This window comes from Novosphingobium sp. EMRT-2, from assembly GCF_005145025.1.
GTDB lineage: Bacteria > Pseudomonadota > Alphaproteobacteria > Sphingomonadales > Sphingomonadaceae > Novosphingobium.
This window is the reverse complement of the sequence record NZ_CP039695.1, coordinates 3498040-3516292: the sequence shown is the minus strand read 5'-3', so window position 1 is coordinate 3516292 and position 18253 is coordinate 3498040. Positions and strand designations below refer to the sequence as shown.

General features: G+C 63.7%; 16 protein-coding genes, 2 tRNA genes and 1 pseudogene. 9 read left to right on the top strand and 10 right to left on the bottom strand.

Annotated elements, in window-relative coordinates:
• Positions 1 to 9 precede the first annotated feature (9 nt).
• Positions 10 to 489, bottom strand: a complete 480-nt coding sequence (locus tag FA702_RS17060) for a flavodoxin family protein (protein WP_136957068.1) — start codon at positions 487 to 489, stop codon at positions 10 to 12.
• Between the two features lie 6 nt (positions 490 to 495).
• A complete protein-coding gene (locus FA702_RS17055; protein ID WP_255504633.1) occupies positions 496 to 1755 on the bottom strand; it encodes a hypothetical protein in 1260 nt (419 codons plus the stop codon).
• Positions 1756 to 1935: 180 nt separating this feature from the next.
• Here FA702_RS17055 and recJ point away from each other — a divergent pair, with 180 nt between their 5' ends.
• The 3 genes from recJ to FA702_RS17040 all read left to right on the top strand — a co-directional run bounded on the left by recJ (position 1936) and on the right by FA702_RS17040 (position 4001).
• A complete protein-coding gene (gene recJ / locus FA702_RS17050; protein ID WP_136957067.1) occupies positions 1936 to 3711 on the top strand; it encodes a single-stranded-DNA-specific exonuclease RecJ in 1776 nt (591 codons plus the stop codon).
• An 80-nt stretch (positions 3712 to 3791) separates the two neighbouring features.
• Positions 3792 to 3866: transfer RNA gene (locus FA702_RS17045), tRNA-Glu, on the top strand.
• 60 nt (positions 3867 to 3926) lie between these two features.
• A tRNA-Glu gene (locus tag FA702_RS17040) sits at positions 3927 to 4001 on the top strand.
• 326 nt (positions 4002 to 4327) lie between these two features.
• Here FA702_RS17040 and FA702_RS17035 read toward each other — a convergent pair.
• Together FA702_RS17035 and fumC are read right to left on the bottom strand one after the other, a co-directional pair.
• Positions 4328 to 4796: pseudogene (locus FA702_RS17035) on the bottom strand (transposase); the annotation flags it as partial.
• Positions 4797 to 4948: 152 nt separating this feature from the next.
• Positions 4949 to 6349, bottom strand: a complete 1401-nt coding sequence (fumC, locus tag FA702_RS17030) for a class II fumarate hydratase (RefSeq protein ID WP_136957065.1) — start codon at positions 6347 to 6349, stop codon at positions 4949 to 4951.
• 398 nt (positions 6350 to 6747) lie between these two features.
• Between fumC and FA702_RS17025 the strand changes: the two genes are divergently transcribed.
• Positions 6748 to 7287: a hypothetical protein gene (locus tag FA702_RS17025; RefSeq protein ID WP_136957064.1), complete on the top strand. Its 540-nt coding sequence runs from the start codon at positions 6748 to 6750 to the stop codon at positions 7285 to 7287.
• Positions 7288 to 7446: 159 nt separating this feature from the next.
• Here FA702_RS17025 and FA702_RS17020 read toward each other — a convergent pair whose 3' ends face one another.
• Positions 7447 to 8106, bottom strand: coding sequence for a response regulator transcription factor (locus FA702_RS17020; protein WP_136957063.1), 660 nt, complete (start codon positions 8104 to 8106; stop codon positions 7447 to 7449).
• On the opposite strand from FA702_RS17020, the gene FA702_RS17015 reads away from it, so the two are divergent.
• Positions 8096 to 8278: a hypothetical protein gene (locus FA702_RS17015; protein WP_136957062.1), complete on the top strand. Its 183-nt coding sequence runs from the start codon at positions 8096 to 8098 to the stop codon at positions 8276 to 8278. The two genes, FA702_RS17020 and FA702_RS17015, sit on opposite strands and share 11 nt — an antisense overlap.
• Positions 8279 to 8320: 42 nt before the next feature.
• Here the strand turns inward: FA702_RS17015 and FA702_RS23555 are convergent, their stop codons facing one another.
• A complete protein-coding gene (locus FA702_RS23555) occupies positions 8321 to 8494 on the bottom strand; it encodes a hypothetical protein (RefSeq protein WP_168196098.1) in 174 nt (57 codons plus the stop codon).
• Between the two features lie 340 nt (positions 8495 to 8834).
• Positions 8835 to 9416, bottom strand: coding sequence for a helix-turn-helix domain-containing protein (locus tag FA702_RS17005; protein ID WP_136957061.1), 582 nt, complete (start codon positions 9414 to 9416; stop codon positions 8835 to 8837).
• A gap of 193 nt (positions 9417 to 9609) precedes the next feature.
• On the opposite strand from FA702_RS17005, the gene FA702_RS17000 reads away from it, so the two are divergent.
• From FA702_RS17000 to FA702_RS16985, 4 genes are all read left to right on the top strand, one after another.
• Positions 9610 to 11778 carry a two-component regulator propeller domain-containing protein gene (locus FA702_RS17000; protein WP_136957060.1) on the top strand — a complete coding sequence of 723 codons (2169 nt, stop codon included), beginning with the start codon at positions 9610 to 9612 and terminating at the stop codon, positions 11776 to 11778.
• Between the two features lie 94 nt (positions 11779 to 11872).
• On the top strand, positions 11873 to 13393 hold the full coding sequence (gene istA / locus FA702_RS16995; protein ID WP_032490240.1) for an IS21-like element ISRsp3 family transposase: 1521 nt from the start codon (positions 11873 to 11875) through the stop codon (positions 13391 to 13393).
• Positions 13383 to 14162 (top strand): IS21-like element ISRsp3 family helper ATPase IstB, encoded by a 780-nt coding sequence (istB, locus tag FA702_RS16990; protein ID WP_006955904.1) that lies wholly within the window; start codon positions 13383 to 13385, stop codon positions 14160 to 14162. Before istA ends, istB begins: the two co-directional genes overlap by 11 nt.
• Before the next feature lie 120 nt (positions 14163 to 14282).
• A complete protein-coding gene (locus tag FA702_RS16985; protein WP_255504632.1) occupies positions 14283 to 15101 on the top strand; it encodes a GlxA family transcriptional regulator in 819 nt (272 codons plus the stop codon).
• 52 nt (positions 15102 to 15153) lie between these two features.
• Here FA702_RS16985 and FA702_RS16980 read toward each other — a convergent pair whose 3' ends face one another.
• The 3 genes from FA702_RS16980 to FA702_RS16970 form a co-directional block, all read right to left on the bottom strand.
• A complete protein-coding gene (locus tag FA702_RS16980; protein WP_210417658.1) occupies positions 15154 to 15714 on the bottom strand; it encodes a pseudouridine synthase in 561 nt (186 codons plus the stop codon).
• 78 nt (positions 15715 to 15792) lie between these two features.
• A complete protein-coding gene (gene folP / locus FA702_RS16975; RefSeq protein WP_136957058.1) occupies positions 15793 to 16902 on the bottom strand; it encodes a dihydropteroate synthase in 1110 nt (369 codons plus the stop codon).
• A gap of 32 nt (positions 16903 to 16934) precedes the next feature.
• A complete protein-coding gene (locus FA702_RS16970) occupies positions 16935 to 18056 on the bottom strand; it encodes a site-specific DNA-methyltransferase (RefSeq protein WP_370385518.1) in 1122 nt (373 codons plus the stop codon).
• Between the last annotated feature and the right edge of the window lie 197 nt (positions 18057 to 18253).

The window sequence follows — 18253 nt, the reverse complement described above, 5'->3', positions numbered from 1 at the left end:
GGGCGGCCTTCAGAATATCCCCATCTCCAGCCCCCGCGACAGCGCTTCTCCCAGCGCCCCGGCCGCTTCGAGGTGTTCCGGCGGCACGGTCTTCGTCGCCTGGATGCATTCCGGCGTCTGCGCATCGAGCAGGACAGTGAAAGGATCGGCCACGCGGCGCAACCGCCAGCCGGTGGCGATCCGGTCGATCTGCCTCAGCGCGCCTTCCCCGTCCGATCCGGCGGAAATGATCGTCGCATATGGCCGCCCCTCGATCCGCCCCAGCAACGGGTAGTAGGCGCAATCGAAGAACTCCTTCATGGCCCCGGTCATCGCCCCGAGGTTCTCCGGGCAACAGAACAGATAGCCGTCGGCGTTGAGCAGCAATTCCGGCCCGGCATCAACAGCGGCAACCATGCGAACCGGCCCGCCGCGCGCGGCACCATCGCAGGCGGCCTGTGCCAGCGCCTGCGCCGCGCCGGTCCTGCTATGCCATACGATCGCCAGCATCCGCGGTCAGCAGCCGTCCTGACCGCCCGTGGGTGCGCCCAGCGCGCCGCCGATCAGCCCACCCAGCCCGCCAAGGCCACGCTTCTTCGGCTTGGTTGGGCATTCGCGCTGCGGCTGCGCCCCGTTCGCCGCGCCAAGGCCTTCCATGCCGACAAGGAATCCCGTCATCGAACGGTGGCGAATACGCGCGGTCCATTCCGGCTTCCACGCGATTTTGGGATCGGCGGGACGCGGCGGATAGGCGAAGTCCTCCTCCGGACCATAAGCGTAGATCGAACCGAACATATAGTCGGGCGCGGCCTGCTTGACCTCGGCCGGCACGGTGCAGGTCGTCGTCTGTGGCGACAGCACGGTGCGGTTGGCGACCAGCCGCGCGACGGTGGCCGGCGCCAGCCAGTCCGCCAGACCGCCACCGAACTCGCGCGTCGCGCTGGACGACCACCACACGATATCCACCGGCTGGTTGCTGCCACGCCCGCCCTGCTTCCCCCCGATGATCGAGGCGTGATAACCGGTCGCGCCGGGCAAGGCGTTCCAGCGCAGCAGCGTGGCACCGCTCGGCTGCGTGGCCGACGATCCCTGCAAGGCTCCCATGAAATCCTTGGTCAGCGTGAAGTTGATGTCGGGCGCGTAATTGCCAGCGATACGATGCGCGCCGATCAGCGAGCTGTCGGGCCGGGCCGACTTGCCATCATCCGACGGCCACTGGCCATAGGTGCGGCTGTTGGCCGGCGTGACATAGCGATCGAGCGGCACCGCGCTGGACCACAGGCCCGGCGGCATCTGCCCCGCCGCGACCTTGGCGAAATCGATAATGACCGGCTGCCCCTTGGGCGCGTGTTCCCCGCAGCCCCAGAAGATCAGCATCCGTCCGGTGGGCCGCTCGAAATGCGTCTCGCCCGGCGCGGTTGGCGTGCGCTCCGGCGTCTTCAGCGCCACCGACTTGCCCAGCCGCGCGCCGGCCGGCATGAAATGGTCCGCCTTGGGCTTGCCATCGGGCGCGGTGCGGCTGGAGCCGAGTTCCAGCCACAGTTCGTGCTGCGCGCCACCGCCGCCGCCAAAGGCCATGCCCAGCGCGGCGCCCATGCCACCGCCGCGCATCCCCGCCATGCCGGATATAGTGCCGGCGCGCATCTCGTAGCGCGCGACCGGGGCGGCCGCGTTCTGCGCGGTCAGCACGCCGCCACCGGCGATCAGCAACAGGCCGCAGCAGGCCAGCATCCGCTTCGTCGTCATCAGATTGCCCATGTCATCCCCCGTGGTCATCCGTCGTGGTCATCTATGGTGGCAGGGCGAGAACCGGGAAAAGCCGGCAACCCGCGTGTGATCCAGTGCGACCATCATGGCGTTCTTTTGCGCCGGATTATGTGACTCAAGGCATTGTCCGCCATTGATTACAGTCAACCGCTTTGCGGTCGTTTGGCAATAGGCTAGCGCATCCGGATCATGATCCCGATTTCCGCTGTCACCCATTCCTTCTCCGGCCTCGCTTGGCGCTGGCGCGGCGGCAACATGGACCTTGGCGGCTGGCACGGCAGCCTGGCCGACGATCTCGTCAACCAGCTTCTCCTGTCGCGCGGCGTCGCGCGCGAGGATCTGGAGCGCCACCGCCGCCCCACCCTGCGCGATTTCATGCCCGACCCCTCGCTGTTCCGCGACATGGACGCGGCGGCGGAAAGGCTGGCCTCCGCCGTCACCGCGCGCGAGGCGATCACCGTCTATGGCGATTACGACGTCGATGGCGCCACCAGCGCCGCGCTGCTGATCCGCCTGCTGCGCGACCTTGGCGTGGAGGCGCGCGCCTATATCCCGGATCGCCTGCTCGAAGGCTATGGCCCATCGGGCGAGGCGCTGGTCCGGTTGGCGCGCGAAGGGTCCTCGCTGATCGTGACGGTCGATTGCGGGGCGATGGCGCACGAAGCGCTGGCCGCCGCCCATGCCGAAGGCGTGGACGTGATCGTGGTCGATCACCACAAATGTCCGCCCGAGCTTCCAATCACCGCCGCGCTGGTCAATCCGAACCGGCTGGACGAGAGCGACGAGGCCGCCCTGCACGGCCATCTTGCCGCCGTCGGCGTCGCGTTCCTGCTGGCGGTCGCCACGGTCCGCACGCTGCGCGCGCGCGGCTATTTCGAGAGCCGCCCGGCGCCGGACCTGATGCGCCTGCTCGATCTGGTCGCGCTGGGCACCGTGGCCGACGTGGCGCAGCTGAAGGGGCTCAACCGCGCGCTGGTGGCGCAGGGTCTCAAGGTCATGGCCAGGCGCGAGAACACGGGCCTGGCCGCGCTGATCGACGCCAGCCGTCTCAATCGCGCGCCCACCTGCAGCGATCTCGGCTTCGCGCTCGGCCCACGCATCAACGCGGCGGGGCGCATCGGCGATTCCTCGCTCGGCGTGCGGCTCCTCACCACCAACGATGCCGACGAGGCGCGCGACATCGCGACGCGGTTGTCGATGCTCAACGACGAACGGCGGGCCATCGAACAGGCGGTGCAGGAAGCGGCCGAGATGCAGGTCGATGGCCAGCACAACCGCGCGGTCAATGTCCTTGCCGGCGAAGGCTGGCACCCCGGCGTGATCGGAATCGTGGCCGGCCGCATCAAGGAAAAGACCGGCAAGCCCACGCTGGTCATCGCGCTCGACGCCGACGACGCCGGCAACGGCAAGGGATCGGGCCGTTCGATTGCGGGTGTGGACCTGGGCGCTGCGATCATCGCCGCGCGCGAGAACGGGCTGCTGGTCGCGGGCGGCGGGCATGCCATGGCCTGCGGCCTCACTATCGACCCGGCGGCCCTGCCCCGGCTGGCCGACTGGCTGGACGAACGGCTGGCGCGCGATGTCGCTTCGGCGCGCGCCTCGCAATCACTGCTGCTGGACCTGTCGCTCAACCCCGGCGGACTGACGCCCGATCTCGTCACCACGCTCGAAGCCGGCGGGCCTTACGGTGTGGGCTGGCCGGGGCCGCGCATCGCCGTGGGGCCGGTGCGGCTGGTCAAGTGCGACCTCGTCGGCACCGATCACGTCCGCATGGTGGCAAGCGGGGCCGATGGCCGGTCGTTCAAGGCCATCGCCTTCCGCGCCGCCGCCAGCGAGCTGGGGCAGACGCTGCTGCATGGCGTCAGGGGCCGCCAGCTCTGGCTTGCCGGGCGCGCGCGGACCGATGACTGGGGTAGCCGCCCCGCCGCCGAATTGCACGTCGAGGATGCGGCATTCGCCGACTGAGGAAAATGATGAAATCGGCGCTTGACGGACCGGCCTCACCCCCGTAGAGGCGCGGTCCTGCCCAGCGGCGCTAGCCCAGTGGCCCCTTCGTCTAGCGGTCAGGACGCGGCCCTTTCACGGCTGAAACACGGGTTCGATTCCCGTAGGGGTCACCACTAGCTTCCGCCCGATCAGGCGCGGCATGGTGCTTTTTCATCGCCCGCCCGACCAACATCGGCCCCTTCGTCTAGCGGTCAGGACGCGGCCCTCTCACGGCTGAAACACGGGTTCGATTCCCGTAGGGGTCACCAAATCTCGGAATTCGGCAGAATCGGCCAAATTCGAGATTTCATGGCTGGGCGCCCGACGTGCAAAACTCCTCAACATCTCAAATGGTTGGCGGAATTCGGCAATCAGTGATCTTTTAACCCACGTGCAGTTCGATAGAGCCAAGCCGAGGGCACGGCGCTTGTGTTTCGGAAGAGTGGCGGAAAAACCCCTGTGCCCGCTCTTCGCGCCAGGGAGCGATGATGCGGTCATATCGTTCCGCGGTGATCCTTCCCTCGATCCCGTCGAGGCAGATCATGTCCAATCGCCTCTGCAGCTTGTCTGCTTCGTCCAAGAGCCGCTATCTCGCTTCCTCTCGATACATGCGCAGCAGTTTCCCGTGGCGGGGCGACATCCCCTTGCGCGTCAGCAGGTAGCCCAGACGGGCCGAGCCGGCGTCTTGGAACGATCCCGAACGACTCTGCGGCTCACGCCAACCAGTTGGCATGCCCGACGCTCGCTTAGCACATGATGCTCACAGGCACGGGCGGCGCCTTCCCGCCTCGCGCTGGACGTCACCATTCTTTGCGGCAGATCCTTCAGCACCGCGTTGTCGAGGATCGCCTTGGCCAACGTGTTTTTCAGCCGGGCATTCTCTTCCTCAAGCGTTCGCAGGCGTCGAGCCTCGGAAACCTCCAAGCCGCCATACTTCGGCTTCCATGTGTAGAGCGTGGCAGTGCTGATGCCATGGCGGCGGCATACCTCCGTCGTCGCCATCCCGCTTCCTGCTCCTTCAATATCCCGATGATCTGCTCTACGTTGGACCTGCTGCGCTTCATGTCCGTCCGAATCCTTGCGTCGAACTCAACCAAATTTCGGTCACAGTTCCGGGGCGCGCGTCACTGGCGATGATGCATCGGCGACACCGGATGCGGCATTGAGCCCAGGCCCGTGTCGCTATGCTCGCTTCGAGCGAATTTGACAGCGGGCCTTAGCCAGCGGCCACATAGGGCTTGGTCATCTTCGCGGGATCGACAACGCGCTCGAATTCCTCCTCCGATACGAAGCCCAGCTCGAGCGCCGCTTGCTTCAGCGTCTGGTCATGGTCCATCGCGTGATGGGCGATCTGGGAGGCCTTGTCGTAGCCGATGACCGGTGCCAGCGCCGTCACAAGCATCAGCGACTGTTCGACATATTCGCCAATTTTCTTCAGGTTAGGCTTCGTGCCCTCAACGAGGAATTTTCGGAAATTGGTGCACCCATCGGTGATCAATGTGATGGACTGTGCGATGTTCTGAATGATTAAGGGCTTGTAGACATTCATTTCCAGATAGCCGCTGGCGCCACCGAACCCCACGGCGACGTCATTCGCCATCACCTGCACGGCCAGCATCGCGAGAGCCTCCGCCTGGGTCGGATTGACCTTGCCGGGCATGATCGACGAGCCGGGCTCGTTTTCCGGGATGAGCAGTTCATGGAAGCCGGCGCGAGGTCCACAGGACAGGATGCGGATATCATTGGCGATCTTGTAGAGCGATGTCGCGACCGTACGGAGCGCGCCCGAAAGATGGACCAGCGCGTCATGCGAGCCCTGGACCGTGAACTTGTTCGGCGCGCTGACAAACGGGATGGACGTGAAGCGCGCGATCTCTGCGGCAGCAGCCTCGGCAAATCCGGGTGCAGCATTGATGCCTGTCCCGACCGCCGTGCCACCCAGCGCGAGGTGATAGACGCCCTTCAGCGCATCCTGGACGCGCTCAAGGTTATCGCTCAGTAGTCCGACGTACCCGGACCATTCCTGACCGAGAGTGAGCGGGGTCGCATCCTGCATGTGGGTGCGGCCGATTTTGACGATGCCGCTCCACTCCTTGGACTTGGCGTCAATCGCGTCCCGAAGCGCCGTCACGGCGGGGATGAGGCGGTCGGTCACGCCAACGGCAGCCGCGATATACATCGCGGACGGGAAGCTGTCGTTCGACGATTGCGACATGTTCACATGGTCATTGGGATGAACCGGGCTTTTCGAGCCCAGTTCGGTTCCCGCGAGCTGACAGCAGCGGTTCGAGATCACCTCGTTCACGTTCATGTTGAACTGCGTCCCACTGCCTGTCATCCAGACGTGAAGCTGGAACATGTCCTGATGTTTGCCACCAAGGATCTCGTCGCAGACCGCGGCGATGAGGTCGTGCTGCTTCTGCCCGAGCCGACCGCCGCCATAATTGACCACAGCAACGCAACGTTTGAGCACCGCATAGGCGTGGATCATCTCTCGCGGCATCAGGTCTTGACCGATGGAGAAATGCTCCAAAGAGCGCTGCGTCTGCGCACCCCAAAGACGATCAGCGGGGACTTCCACCTTTCCCAGGCTGTCCGATTCCACGCGATTGGCCATAACACGATCTCCTTGACGATAGTCTCGACCGGCGATTTGCCCATGAGGGGACGCCAGACATGGTCGAGGCGATGAACCGATTTGAGATGGTGAAGGGGTACGGAGCCCTCAGGTCCTGAGACAGGCATAACAAAGTATGATCGCCCGGCCCCGCCCCCGATATCTCACAGTGGTCTAGCCGGGAAAGCATCCCGGCGGCTCATTTGATACGGGTCCGCGCAAACCTAGGTGTGATTTCCGGCCTCCGCCCACCGCCTAGACTGACGGCGATTTCGAGGCTCAGAACCAGCGACCCATTTGATCGAGCCGGCTTTTGCCGGAGCCTGTCATCGGATCGGTCATACCCTCGTTTTTCGGAAGCAACCGAAGCAATTTCTTCCCGTATGAAGGAAAAGGCGATGAAGGTTCTCAAGGACACCATTCTATCGGAATCGACCTATTCAGCCGAAGTCGATGCCCCGATCGGGAAGATCGATATTGCCGACTGGCTGCTCACCGTATCGGAGGCCGAGTATCAACGCTGCTGCGTTCCGGACCACGTCTCGTGCGGTCTCACCAAGTCGGACGACGGACAGCAGATGATGATCAACGTCGAGATGATCGGCACCGGCCTCGTCGTGCAGCATTATGTCGCCGAGGAAATGACCCCCACCTATTGCCGAATGAACTCGATCTCTGACGTGTTCACCGCGGCCGGCCGCACGCAGGTCAATGTGATCTGGGAGCTTCGCGCCGAGGGAATCGAGGATGGCCGCACGCGCTATTCGAACAGCGTGACGGCGCACCCGACCGATGCCTTCATGGACTTCATCAAGGAGCACGGCATCGCCTATGAAGACGCAGCTGCGGCACGTCAGTCGGCCGGTGGCGACCATAATCGCCGCGAAACGCCGTTCTTTGCCGCAAGCATCGCGCGCAAGGCACTGGCAAAGGCCTGAATTTCGGCCTCGTTAGCTCTGGGCAGGGTGGCGAGAGCCCCCTGCCCCGACTGCGTTCGCCCCACCCTCGGGCTTCGGCGGATTCATCGACGGAGCAGGCGACCGCACCGGAACGCCGATTTTCGAGCCGACCGGCCGGGGCGCGAACGCCGCCGTCCTCTACAGATCGATCAAGCCGCGCTTTGCCGCGATCGTGACGGCGTGCGTCCTGTCAGATGCACCCAGTTTCGCGAAGATCTGCCTCATATGACCTTTGACTGTCTCCTCCCCGATGCCGAGCCGGGAGGCTATCTGCTTGTTGCTGTTGCCCCACGCCGCAAGCGACAGGACTGAAACCTCCCGCTCGGTGAGCGGCTCATCGAGCACATGCATGGCGATTGCCGACGCGATCGATGCGTCGAGATGCTTTCCCCCAAGGCGTACGGATCGGATCGCATCGAGCAGTTCCTTGCGCAGGCTCGCTTTCAGGAGATAGCCGGCGGCACCGAGTTGCAAAGCCTTCATCGCCCTGCCGTCGCCGGAATAGGTGGTCAGCACGAGGATCTTGGCATCAGGCGCCTCTGCGCGGATTGCCTTGATCGCCTCGAGCCCGGACATCTGCCCCATTTGCAGGTCCATCAGGACGATGTCGGGCTGCAGGCGTCGATATTCGGCCAGGGCCTCCTCGCCACTCCCTGCCTCGCCGACGATCTTGATGTCGTCTTGCGTTTCAACAACTGCGCGCACGCCTTCTCGGAGAAGGACATGGTCATCGACCAGCAGAATGGAGATCCACTCTTTTCGTTCGCCGCGCGCCTCGGAAACCGCCATGGCCATCATGGTTGCGCTTCTAGCGGACGAATCGCAAAGCCTCAATTCGTTACGCCGACGCGTTCGAATCTCTACGCAGGTTGGCCGCCATTTGCCTGACATCAGCTGGGCGAGCATCGAAGTACCAATCCAGCGCAACTCCTCGCTTTTCAGCCTGATCCACGGCTTGAAGGGCGACTAGCACCATTCCCTGCACCGGATCCGCAATCGTGTGCGTTGCGGGCTATCGCTCAAATCGGCCCAACAAGGATGCAACCGAACTCGCTTCGAGCCGCATCGCGTGACGGACAGCCGCCTCACCCAGGGCCTCGCTATGGTCTCGACAGACCTCTGGTCCGGAACCCAGACTCGTCAGAAGAATGGCGCGCGCATGCAAGAGAAGCGGCGTCTTCGTCAAAGTCAGCGTCTCACCGACTTTGCCATTGAAGACGCCGCCGGCGCGCAGAGTGCCAGCGTTCCTCCCGGCAGCTCATCAACCTTGTGCGCGCCGCCGCAAGCGCGGTTCGTGGGCATGTCCTCAAAGATGCCCACGACAAGCAGATCGAGGCTCGCGCACGTGGCATCGACGTTCACCATGGGGAAGTTTACGTTACGATGGAGCCTGCTCGTATGACGACACGTTCTCTACTCTCTCGTGCCGTACCTTCGGGTCCACCCTTCGCCGGATCGTGTGGTCGGATATTGCAGTGGACGCGCGGCCTATCATGTCGAGGTGTGACTGAAATTGGATCAGGCTATCAATTATTCAGCCGACGATCATCACCGAGACAGTGCCATTTGCGGCGCCAGGCCAGCGGTGTGGTTCCGATGAAGCGCCGAAACAGGCGGGTCAGGTGCGCTTGGTCGGTGAGCCCACAGGCCGAAGCGATATTCGACAAAGGGTCATCCGTCTCCAGCATAAGGATCTGCGCGCGACGAAGCCGCTGGCGGATGACATAATGGTGAGGAGTCTCACCGACCGCTGCTTTGAAGGCGCGGAAGAAATGCCCCGTGCTTACGTTGATCGATCCGGCAAGAGCGTCGCTCGTTATTGGTGTGTCGAGGTGTTGCTCGATATGTTCGGTTACGCGCCGAAGTTGCCAATCCGCCAACCCCCGTCTCGCCGGGCCAGCGGGTAATGGCGGCCGCGCGGCAAGCAACGCATCCTCGATCGGATCGCGGGACAGGTTGAGTTTCAGCGCAGCGCTGAGCCTGTCCAAATGAAGTCGCGCCAGTGCTGGATTCCCTTCGAGAGTCTGGCGAATTTCACGCACGATGGAAGACATGGTCTCCAGCGAAACCTGTCGCTGTATCGGTATGATCCGCACATTCTGGTACATTTTTACGTCCCAGGGCGAGTTTGGTCGCGGTGAGGATGGAGCCGTTAGCGTGCCGACGGTAGCCCGGATCGGAAGATTATCGCCCCCCCAAAAGTGGGGTGAGTTTCACTCGAACGAGTAGGGCTTGACGCAGTTCGCGCTTCGCTGTTGAATCAACGGGTTTGGGGGTTGCGAAGGGCACGTTGGTGCTCGTTTGGGTAAACCGGTCGGAGTAAAAGCAATCACGAACTGGATGCGCCGGTGTTGCGGACTGGGCCTGGCGCTGCTGCTTCCATTACTTCTCCTGTTGATGCCCACGCCTGCCTGCGCACTCGATCCTGCCCGGGCCATCGATCAATATCGGCACACCACCTGGGGCTTGGGCGACGGCGCGCCAGGGAACATCCGTGCCATTGCGCAAGGTCCCGACGGGTTTCTGTGGCTCGGAACCTCGACCGGCCTTTATCGCTTCGATGGCGTACGGTTCGAGCGGATCAAGCCCGCAGACGTCGATCCCCTGCGCTCGCTTCAGGTGACCGCTCTTCTGGCAGCGCGAAACGGCGAAATATGGGTCGGATACGATTATGGTGGCGTTGGCGTGGTGCGTGGAGGGCGATTGCGCAACGCCAATCCCTCGAAACCGGTTGGCGGCGTAGTCAACATCGTCGAGGGACGCGACGGAGCAATCTGGGTTTCCGTCGACAGCAATGGCTTCGCGATTGTGTCCCGCTACGCCAACGGCCGCTGGTCTAAACTGGGGGCAAATGAGAGAATCAGGACCGTGGAATCGGGCGTCCTTTTCCCCGCGTCGGACGGGAGCATATATCTCGCCACTACGCCGCAAATCCTTCGACTGGCGCCCGGGGCAAAGCAGTTCGAGCCGACGAATCTGCCGGCGACTGAATTCTCGGTGATCGCCTTGAGTAGAAATGGGACGCTCTGGCTGGGCGACGATCATGGCTTGAGACCCCTTGATCGCTCACGCAACAAGGCGGCGATCAAAGTTGGCGGCGTAAACACGCCACATATCCATCGGGCCATGCTGCGCGACAGGGACGGATCGTTCTGGCTGGCCGGCGAGGATCAGGGCGTCGCACGCTTTAGGCAGCTGTCAGACGGGGGGTTCGCTCCCGCCGAACGCGCGCATGGCCCAGGAGGCGTTCCAGCCCCAATTGCGCTCTGCATATTCGAGGACCGAGAGGGCAACATCTGGATTGGCACCGAGTTTGGCCTTGAGCGTCTTGCGCCGAGCAATGTCGTGCAGCCGAAATCAAGGGAACCGATGGTTACCGGTTTTGCAGGTGGCCCACTGACCCACCACGTATTTTTCGCCGGTCTCTCAGGGGTCTACCGCGCAGGCCGGGATCTTGCCGAACCAGAGCTCATCTTCCGCAAACCCTCGATCGGCGTGATCTGCGGAGATGAACAGCAACTCTTCGTCGTGACGATGGCTGGCGCCTTCCATCTGACGCTCACAAGCGCCGGCAGAGTGGCGCGTGTCCAGCCGGTTTCGGGGCCGCTTACGATCACGTGCGCGCGTGAGAAGGACGGAACGTTCTGGAGCGGTATGGACCACCTATACCGTGTCGATGGCTCGCACCTGGTGTCGGCAACCGGTGCGGGCGCCAAGGAGGTCGGACGCTTTGTCCATCTGGCCGCTGATCCAAAGGGGGGACTTTTCGCTGCTCGCACCTTTTATGGGGTGATCCACCTTCAGGACGGCAAAGAAGCCATGCTCTGGCCAACGTCCAAGGGCCGCATCGGCGTCATCAACGGATTGATCCCGCAGGGAGACATCCTCTTTCAAGCGGCCCAAAAGGGGCTTGGTCGATATCAAGGCGGTCGGCTCTCGGCACTTACCGAGCAAACGTATCCGATCTTCGCCGGGCTGACCGGCATTCGCCGTGCGGGCGACGGTTTCACCTGGGTGATCGGCACGCAAGGGATAGCCCGCTTTGCCGACGCCAATCTCGACGAAGCCTTTCGCAAACCGGGAATACCTCTCGACTTTGATAGGTTCGGTTATGAGGTTGGACTTGCCGCGCGATCGAACACGCTCGACACGAACGACATCGTGCAGGATGCGAGCGGACGGTTGTGGTTCGCGACCAATCACGGCCTGGCTTGGATCGACCCCGAGCGTCTGCGCCATAACCGCCTGCCACCGCCGATAGTGATCCGCTCCCTCGCTTCGAGCGGGGTACGATACGATCCGCGCGGCGGTGCAATTCGGCTACCGGTTGGCACAACGCGAATTGAAATCGACTACAGCGCGCTCAGCCTGACCGACACCAACGCCAATCGATATCGCTACCGGCTCTCTCCGGGTGACAATGATTGGGTCGATGCTGGCCGGGATCGCCAAGCTGTTGAGTTGCACTGAGAAGTGACCCGGGAGGGTTATAAGTTTTCACTGAGAATTGACCCATGTTTTCCTCGCCCCTGGCTGACAGTCAGGAGGCATCGGAGTGATCGACATGGACCTACTCAGTGTGATCCGCCGCTGGCATTTTCGGCAAGGCATCCCCATTCGCGAGATCCGGCGGCGGACTGGATTATCGCGCAACACGATCCGCAAATATCTGCGCGATGACGCGGTGGAGCCGACGTTCAAGGTTCCCAAACGGCCGAGCAAGCTTGATCAGTTTGCAGAAAAACTGACGACGTGGCTGCGGGTGGAATCTGGCAAGTCGCGCAAACAGAAGCGAACAGCCAAGCAGCTACATGCAGATCTGGTTAAGCTGGGCTACGAGGGATCATACAGCCGTGTTGCCGCCTTCGCCCGCTCGTGGAAGACCGAACGCCAATATGAAAAGCAAACCAGTGGGCGCGGCACATTCGTACCGCTGATCTTCCAGCCCGGTGAGGCCTTTCAGTTCGATTGGAGTGAAGATTACGCCCTTCTGAATGGCCGGCCTACCAAGCTGCAGGTGGCCCATACCAAGCTCTCCCACAGTCGGGCGTTCATCACGCGAGCCTATCTGCTGCAAACGCACGAGATGTTGTTCGACGCACTGACGCAGGCCTTCCGGGTGCTGGGCGGCGTGCCTCAGCGTGGAATATTCGACAATATGAAGACGGCTGTAGACCGGATCGGCCAGGGCAAAGTCCGACAGGTCAATGCGCGGTTCGCTGCCATGGCCAGCCACTACCTGTTCGAAACGGATTTTTGCAATCCGGCCTCAGGCTGGGAGAAAGGTCAGGTCGAGAAAAACGTTCAGGATGCGCGTCGACGGTTATGGCAGCCAATGCCCAACTTCCCAGATCTTGATGCCCTCAATGCCTGGTTGGAAGAGCGGTGCATCGCACAATGGGGAGAAATCCAGCATGGCGTCCTCCCCGGCACAGTTGCCGATGTGCACGCCGTTGAGATTATCAGCCTGATGCCGATGGGGCGGGCCTTCGATGGCTTTGTCGAACATACCAAGCGCGTGTCGCCGACCTGCCTGATCGCGTTCGAGCGCAATCGCTATAGCGTTCCTGCATCCTTTGCGAACCGGCCAGTGAGCCTGCGGGTCTATCCTGATCGGTTGGTCATCGCGGCCGAGGGGCAAATCTTGTGCGAGCACAACCGGATTATCGACCGTTCTCACCAGAAGCCGGGGCAGACGATCTATGACTGGCGGCACTATCTGGCAGTTGTTCAGCGCAAGCCTGGCGCTTTGCGCAATGGGGCGCCATTCCTCGAAATGCCCGAAGCCTTCCGGCAACTGCAGGGGCATCTGCTCAAGCGGCTCGGTGGTGACAGGGAGATGGTCGAAATCCTCGCCCTTGTTCTACAGCATAACGAACAGGCTGTGCTCAGCGCCGTCGAACTGGCCCTCGAAGCTGGGGTGCCGACCAAAACCCACATCCTCAATGTTCTGCACCGCCTGATCGATGGCAAGGCTCCACCGGCATCCCCAATCGATGCCCCGCAGGCCCTGCGCCTCGCCCAGGAGCCTGTTGCCGATGTCGAACGCTACGACACGCTGAGGGCGTTACGCCATGCGTCATGATCCGGCCAGCGCCGCTGTGGTTGTCATGCTACGTGGCCTCAAAATGTATGGCATGGCGCAAGCCGCTGGTGATCTGATCGAGCAGGGCGCGCCAGCCTTTGATGCTGCCGTTCCGATCCTCTCACAGCTTCTCAAGGCGGAGATGTCCGAGCGGGAGGTCAGGTCCATTGCTTACCAGATCAAGGCAGCCCGGTTCCCGGCCTACAAGGATCTGGCAGGCTTCGACTTTGCCGTCAGTGAGGTCAACGAGGCGCTCGTGCGTCAACTTCACCGTGGTGACTTTATGGATAGCGCCGACAACGTCGTACTGATCGGCGGACCAGGCACCGGCAAAAGCCACATCGCGACGGCTTTGGGCGTCCAGGCGGTTGAGCATCACCGCAAAAAGATCCGCTTCTTCTCCACCGTCGATCTGGTCAATGCGTTGGAGCAGGAAAAGGCCGCAAACAGAGCGGGCCAGTTGGCCGAGCGTCTGTTGCGCCTCGACCTCGTCATCCTTGATGAGCTGGGATATCTACCCTTCAGCCCTTCAGGCGGGGCCATGCTGTTCCATCTGCTCAGCAAACTCTATGAGCGGACCAGCGTTGTTATCACCACCAACCTGAGCTTCAGCGAGTGGTCCAGTATCTTTGGCGATGCCAAAATGACCACCGCCCTGCTGGATCGCCTCACGCATCATTGCCATATCCTTGAAACCGGCAATGACAGCTTCCGCTTCAGAGCCAGTTCCGCCGCCCCAAAATCCAGAAAGGACAAATCACCCGCTTGACCCTGCTCGTCGCAGGCAGCACATCATCCACGCCCACCCGGGTCACTTCTCAATGAAAATCCCGGGTCACTTCTCAGTGCAACTCAACAAGAGGACTACTACACGCTCTCGATAGCCTCGGTGCGTGGCGGCCCGGTCACCTCGTCCAGCGGCTTTGCCGTGCCCACGGTGCCGCTTGCCGAAGTCGGACAGGTCGATACGCTGCTGCTGCTCGCCGGGCTTACGCCCCCGCCACGGCAGGACGAAGCGACGCTCGAAACGCTGCGCACGATGGCCCGCGAATCACGCCGCGTGGCAGGGCTCTGCACCGGCGCGTTCCTGCTCGGGCAGATGGGCCTGCTCGATGGCCACCGCGCCACCACGCACTGGTCCTATGCCCGCCAGATGCGCGAGGACTTCCCGAACGTCCGCGTCGAGGACGATCGCATCTTCATCAACGAGGGCGCAGTCTGGACATCAGCCGGCCTCACCGCCGGGCTCGATCTTGCGGTGGCGCTGATCGAGAAGGATCTGGGGCGTGACGTGGCAGGCGCCATCGCCCGCCGGCTCGTCATGCACCACCGCCGCGCCGGGGGGCAGTCACAGCACTCCGAACTGCTCGAGCTCGCCCCCAGCAGCGACCGCATCCAGAAGGCGGTGATCTTCGCCAAGGCCAATCTCGCCAATCCGCTGACAGTGGAGGAGCTGGCCGAGGTCGCAGCCCTCTCGCCCCGCCAGTTCGCGCGCGCCTTCCGTGCCGAAACCGGCCAGACTCCGGCCAAGGCGGTCGAACAGATGCGTCTGGAGTCGGCGCGGCTGATGATCGAGGAGACGCGGCACCCCATGGACCAGATCGCGCGGGAGGCCGGCTTCGTCGACATTCGCCGCATGCGCGAAGCGTTCATGCGCCAATATGGCCAACCCCCGCAGACCCTGCGCAGGCTGGCAAGAGCAGCCTGACGTTCAAATTCGCGCCTGCCGTCCGGTTCAGGCGCGTTCGGGATCGCGAAGGTCACCTTCCCTTTTCAGGCATGGCGGCATCGCGCCAGTGCCCCGGCGCCAGACCGTCGAGCGTCCAATCGCCGATCCGCCAGCGCACCAGACGCAGCGTTGGATGTCCGACCGCGGCCGTCATGCGGCGCACCTGGCGGTTGCGCCCTTCGCGGATCGTCAGGCGTAGCCAGCAATCGGGCACGCTCTTGCGGAAGCGAACCGGAGGATCGCGCGGCCACAGGGCAGGGTCATCGATGCGTTCGACCTCGGCCGGCAAGGTCGGGCCGTCCTTCAGCCGCACGCCACGGCGCAACGCCTGCAGCGCCGCCGCGTCGGGTTCGCCTTCCACCTGGACGAGATAGGTCTTGGGCATCTTGAAACGCGGATCGGCGATCCGCGCCTGCAGTCGCCCATCGTCGGTGAGCAGCAACAGCCCCTCGCTGTCGCGGTCGAGCCGGCCCGCCGGGTAGAAGCCCGGCCGGTCGATATAGACGGCCAGCGTCGGCCGTTCGGGGCCGGTGCTTTCATCGGTGAACTGGCACAGGACGCCATAGGGCTTGTTGAACAGGATCAGGGCCATCATCCTCCCTTGGACCGCCGTGTGCGGCAAGCGCAAGGGCGCATCGCCAGCCCGGACGCCCCGCCCCTGCCCGCCGGTTCAGATCATCTGCGAAAAATCGGTCAGCGCGGCATCGCGCAGCCCGCGCCAGATGCGGAAGGCCTGCGCCGTTTCCGCCACGTCATGCACCCGCACGAGTTGCGCGCCGGCATCGATGGCCTTCAACGCAACCGCCAGCGAACCGCCCATGCGCTGGTGCGCCGGTGCCTCGTTCGACAGGGCGCCGATCATGCGCTTGCGGCTGGCGCCGAACAGGATCGGCTGGCCCAGGGCATGGAACAGCGGCAGCGCGTTGATCAGCGCAAGGTTCTCCGCCAGCGTCTTGCCAAAGCCGATGCCCGGATCGAGCAGAATTTTCTCGCGCGCGATGCCCGCCGCCAGCGCCGCATCGCGCCGTTCGCGCAGATCGTCGAACACGTCGAGCACGACATCCGCATAAGCGCCATCGGCGTGAAGATCGTCGGCCCCGCCCGGCGCGTGCATCAGCACCACGGGCACGCCGCTGCGCGCGACGATCTCGATCGAGCGGGGATCGTGACGCAGCGCCGACACGTCGTTCACGATATGCGCGCCAGCGGCCAGCGCCGCCTCGATCACGGTGGAACGGCGGCTGTCGATGGAGACCGCCGCGCCCGATCCGGCCAGCCGCTCGATCACCGGGACCACGCGCTTGGCCTCGTCCCCTTCCCACACCGCCGCCGCGCCGGGGCGGGTGGATTCCCCGCCGACGTCGATGATCGCCGCACCCGCTTCGAGCATGGCCGATGCGTGTTCGATCGCCGCATCGGGCTTGTCGAGGAACTTGCCGCCGTCCGAAAAGCTGTCGGGGGTGACGTTGAGAATGCCCATGACCTGCGGCTGATCGAGCCGGATCGTGCGCACCCCGCACTGGAGCGGCGCGTGGGCCTGCCGCAAGGCCGCCCATTGCGCTTCGCCTTCGCGCGCCAGTGCATCGGGCAGCGCCGTCAGCGCGTCCGCCATTTCCGGCACGGACAGCCGCCGCCGCGATACCAGCCGCGCTCCCTCGCGCACCAGCAGCGCGAAACGGCTGGCATAGACCAGCCCGCCGGCCAGCCGGACAGCCTCGCCCTCCTCGCTCTGCGGACTCTCAGCGAACGCGATCGGACGGATATAGAGCTTCTGGACCATGGCTTACGCCCTAGGACAGCCCGATCCGCGCCTCAATCCTCGACGGCGAGCAGATAGAGCTGGCGCAGCGCGTCGATCGGCTTGATCTCGCCCTCATGCTCGATGTGCCAGAAGGTCCAGCCGTTGCACGAGGGCGCGCCTTGCGCCTTGGCGCCAACGCCGTGGATCGACCCCGTATCAGTGCCCAGCGCCAGCGACCCGTCCGCGCGGACGCTGGCCACGAAGCGGCGCTTCTTGTCGAACAGCTGCGCGCCGGGCGCGATCCAGCCGCTTTCCACGAGCTGCCCGAACGCCACCTTGGGCGCGGACCGCTTGCTCTGCATCGTGGTCAGCGCGGATTCGTCGAGCGGCAGCGCCATCTCGATCCGCTCCTCGGCCACTTCGATATAGCTCGGCTCGCGCTCGCACCCCAGCCAGTCCCGGCCAAGGCGCTTGGCCACCGCGCCGGTGGTTCCGGTGCCGAAGAAGGGATCGAGCACGAGATCGCCCTTGTTCGTGGTCGCCAGCATCACGCGATAGAGCAGCGCTTCGGGCTTCTGCGTGGGATGCGCCTTGGCGCCGTTGCGCCGCAAACGCTCCTGCCCGCTGCAGATCGGGAGAACCCAGTCCGAGCGCATCTGCAATTCATCGTTGAGCGTCTTCATCGCGCGATAGTTGAAGGTGTACTTCGCCTTCTCGCTCTTCGCGGCCCAGATCAGCGTTTCGTGCGCGTTGGTGAAGCGCGTGCCCTTGAAATTGGGCATCGGGTTGGCCTTGCGCCAGATGATGTCGTTGAGGATCCAAAAGCCCAGGTCCTGCAGGATCGCGCCGACGCGGAAGATGTTGTGGTAGCTGCCGATCACCCACAGCGAGCCATCGGGCTTCAGGATGCGGCGCGCTTCCGCCAGCCAGTCGCGCGTGAAGCGGTCATAGGCGGCGAAGCTGTCGAACTTGTCCCAATCGTCGGTCACGGCATCGACGTGGCTGCCATCGGGCCGCGCGAGATCGCCGCCCAGTTGCAGATTGTAGGGCGGGTCGGCGAAGATCATGTCGATGCAGGCATCGGGCAGCTTGCGCATTTCCGCGATGCAATCGCCGCGCAGGATGCGGTTGACGGGCAGCGCTTCGCTCCGGAGCGCCTGTGCCGGAGCTGCGCGCAAGGGCCGCGCCCGCACTTTCGCCACTGTTGCCGTCGTCACGATCAAAATCCCCCTGCTGACATCCCATAGGGTGTTGCATCGGGACTCCCGCGTCAAGCCACGACTCGCCGAAATCAGGCGAGTCGCAGGCTCTCCGAAAGCGGAACGGAACGAGTCCGGATCGATATGTTGAGTCCCCACCGCAAGGAACGACTCAACATCTTGTGGCGGAC

Excerpts from the sequence above, each read along its gene's own strand:
- recJ (WP_136957067.1), top strand. The coding sequence starts at position 1,936 with ATGATCCCGATTTCCGCTGTCACCCATTCCTTCTCCGGCCTCGCTTGG.
- FA702_RS17015 (WP_136957062.1), top strand. The coding sequence starts at position 8,096 with ATGGCCATCATGGTTGCGCTTCTAGCGGACGAATCGCAAAGCCTCAAT.
- FA702_RS17025 (WP_136957064.1), top strand. The coding sequence starts at position 6,748 with ATGAAGGTTCTCAAGGACACCATTCTATCGGAATCGACCTATTCAGCC.
- fumC (WP_136957065.1), bottom strand. The coding sequence starts at position 6,349 with ATGGCCAATCGCGTGGAATCGGACAGCCTGGGAAAGGTGGAAGTCCCC.
- FA702_RS17020 (WP_136957063.1), bottom strand. The coding sequence starts at position 8,106 with ATGATGGCCATGGCGGTTTCCGAGGCGCGCGGCGAACGAAAAGAGTGG.
- FA702_RS16980 (WP_210417658.1), bottom strand. The coding sequence starts at position 15,714 with ATGGCCCTGATCCTGTTCAACAAGCCCTATGGCGTCCTGTGCCAGTTC.
- folP (WP_136957058.1), bottom strand. The coding sequence starts at position 16,902 with ATGGTCCAGAAGCTCTATATCCGTCCGATCGCGTTCGCTGAGAGTCCG.
- istB (WP_006955904.1), top strand. The coding sequence starts at position 13,383 with ATGCGTCATGATCCGGCCAGCGCCGCTGTGGTTGTCATGCTACGTGGC.
- FA702_RS17055 (WP_255504633.1), bottom strand. The coding sequence starts at position 1,755 with ATGACCACGGGGGATGACATGGGCAATCTGATGACGACGAAGCGGATG.
- FA702_RS17005 (WP_136957061.1), bottom strand. The coding sequence starts at position 9,416 with ATGTACCAGAATGTGCGGATCATACCGATACAGCGACAGGTTTCGCTG.
- istA (WP_032490240.1), top strand. The coding sequence starts at position 11,873 with ATGGACCTACTCAGTGTGATCCGCCGCTGGCATTTTCGGCAAGGCATC.
- FA702_RS17060 (WP_136957068.1), bottom strand. The coding sequence starts at position 489 with ATGCTGGCGATCGTATGGCATAGCAGGACCGGCGCGGCGCAGGCGCTG.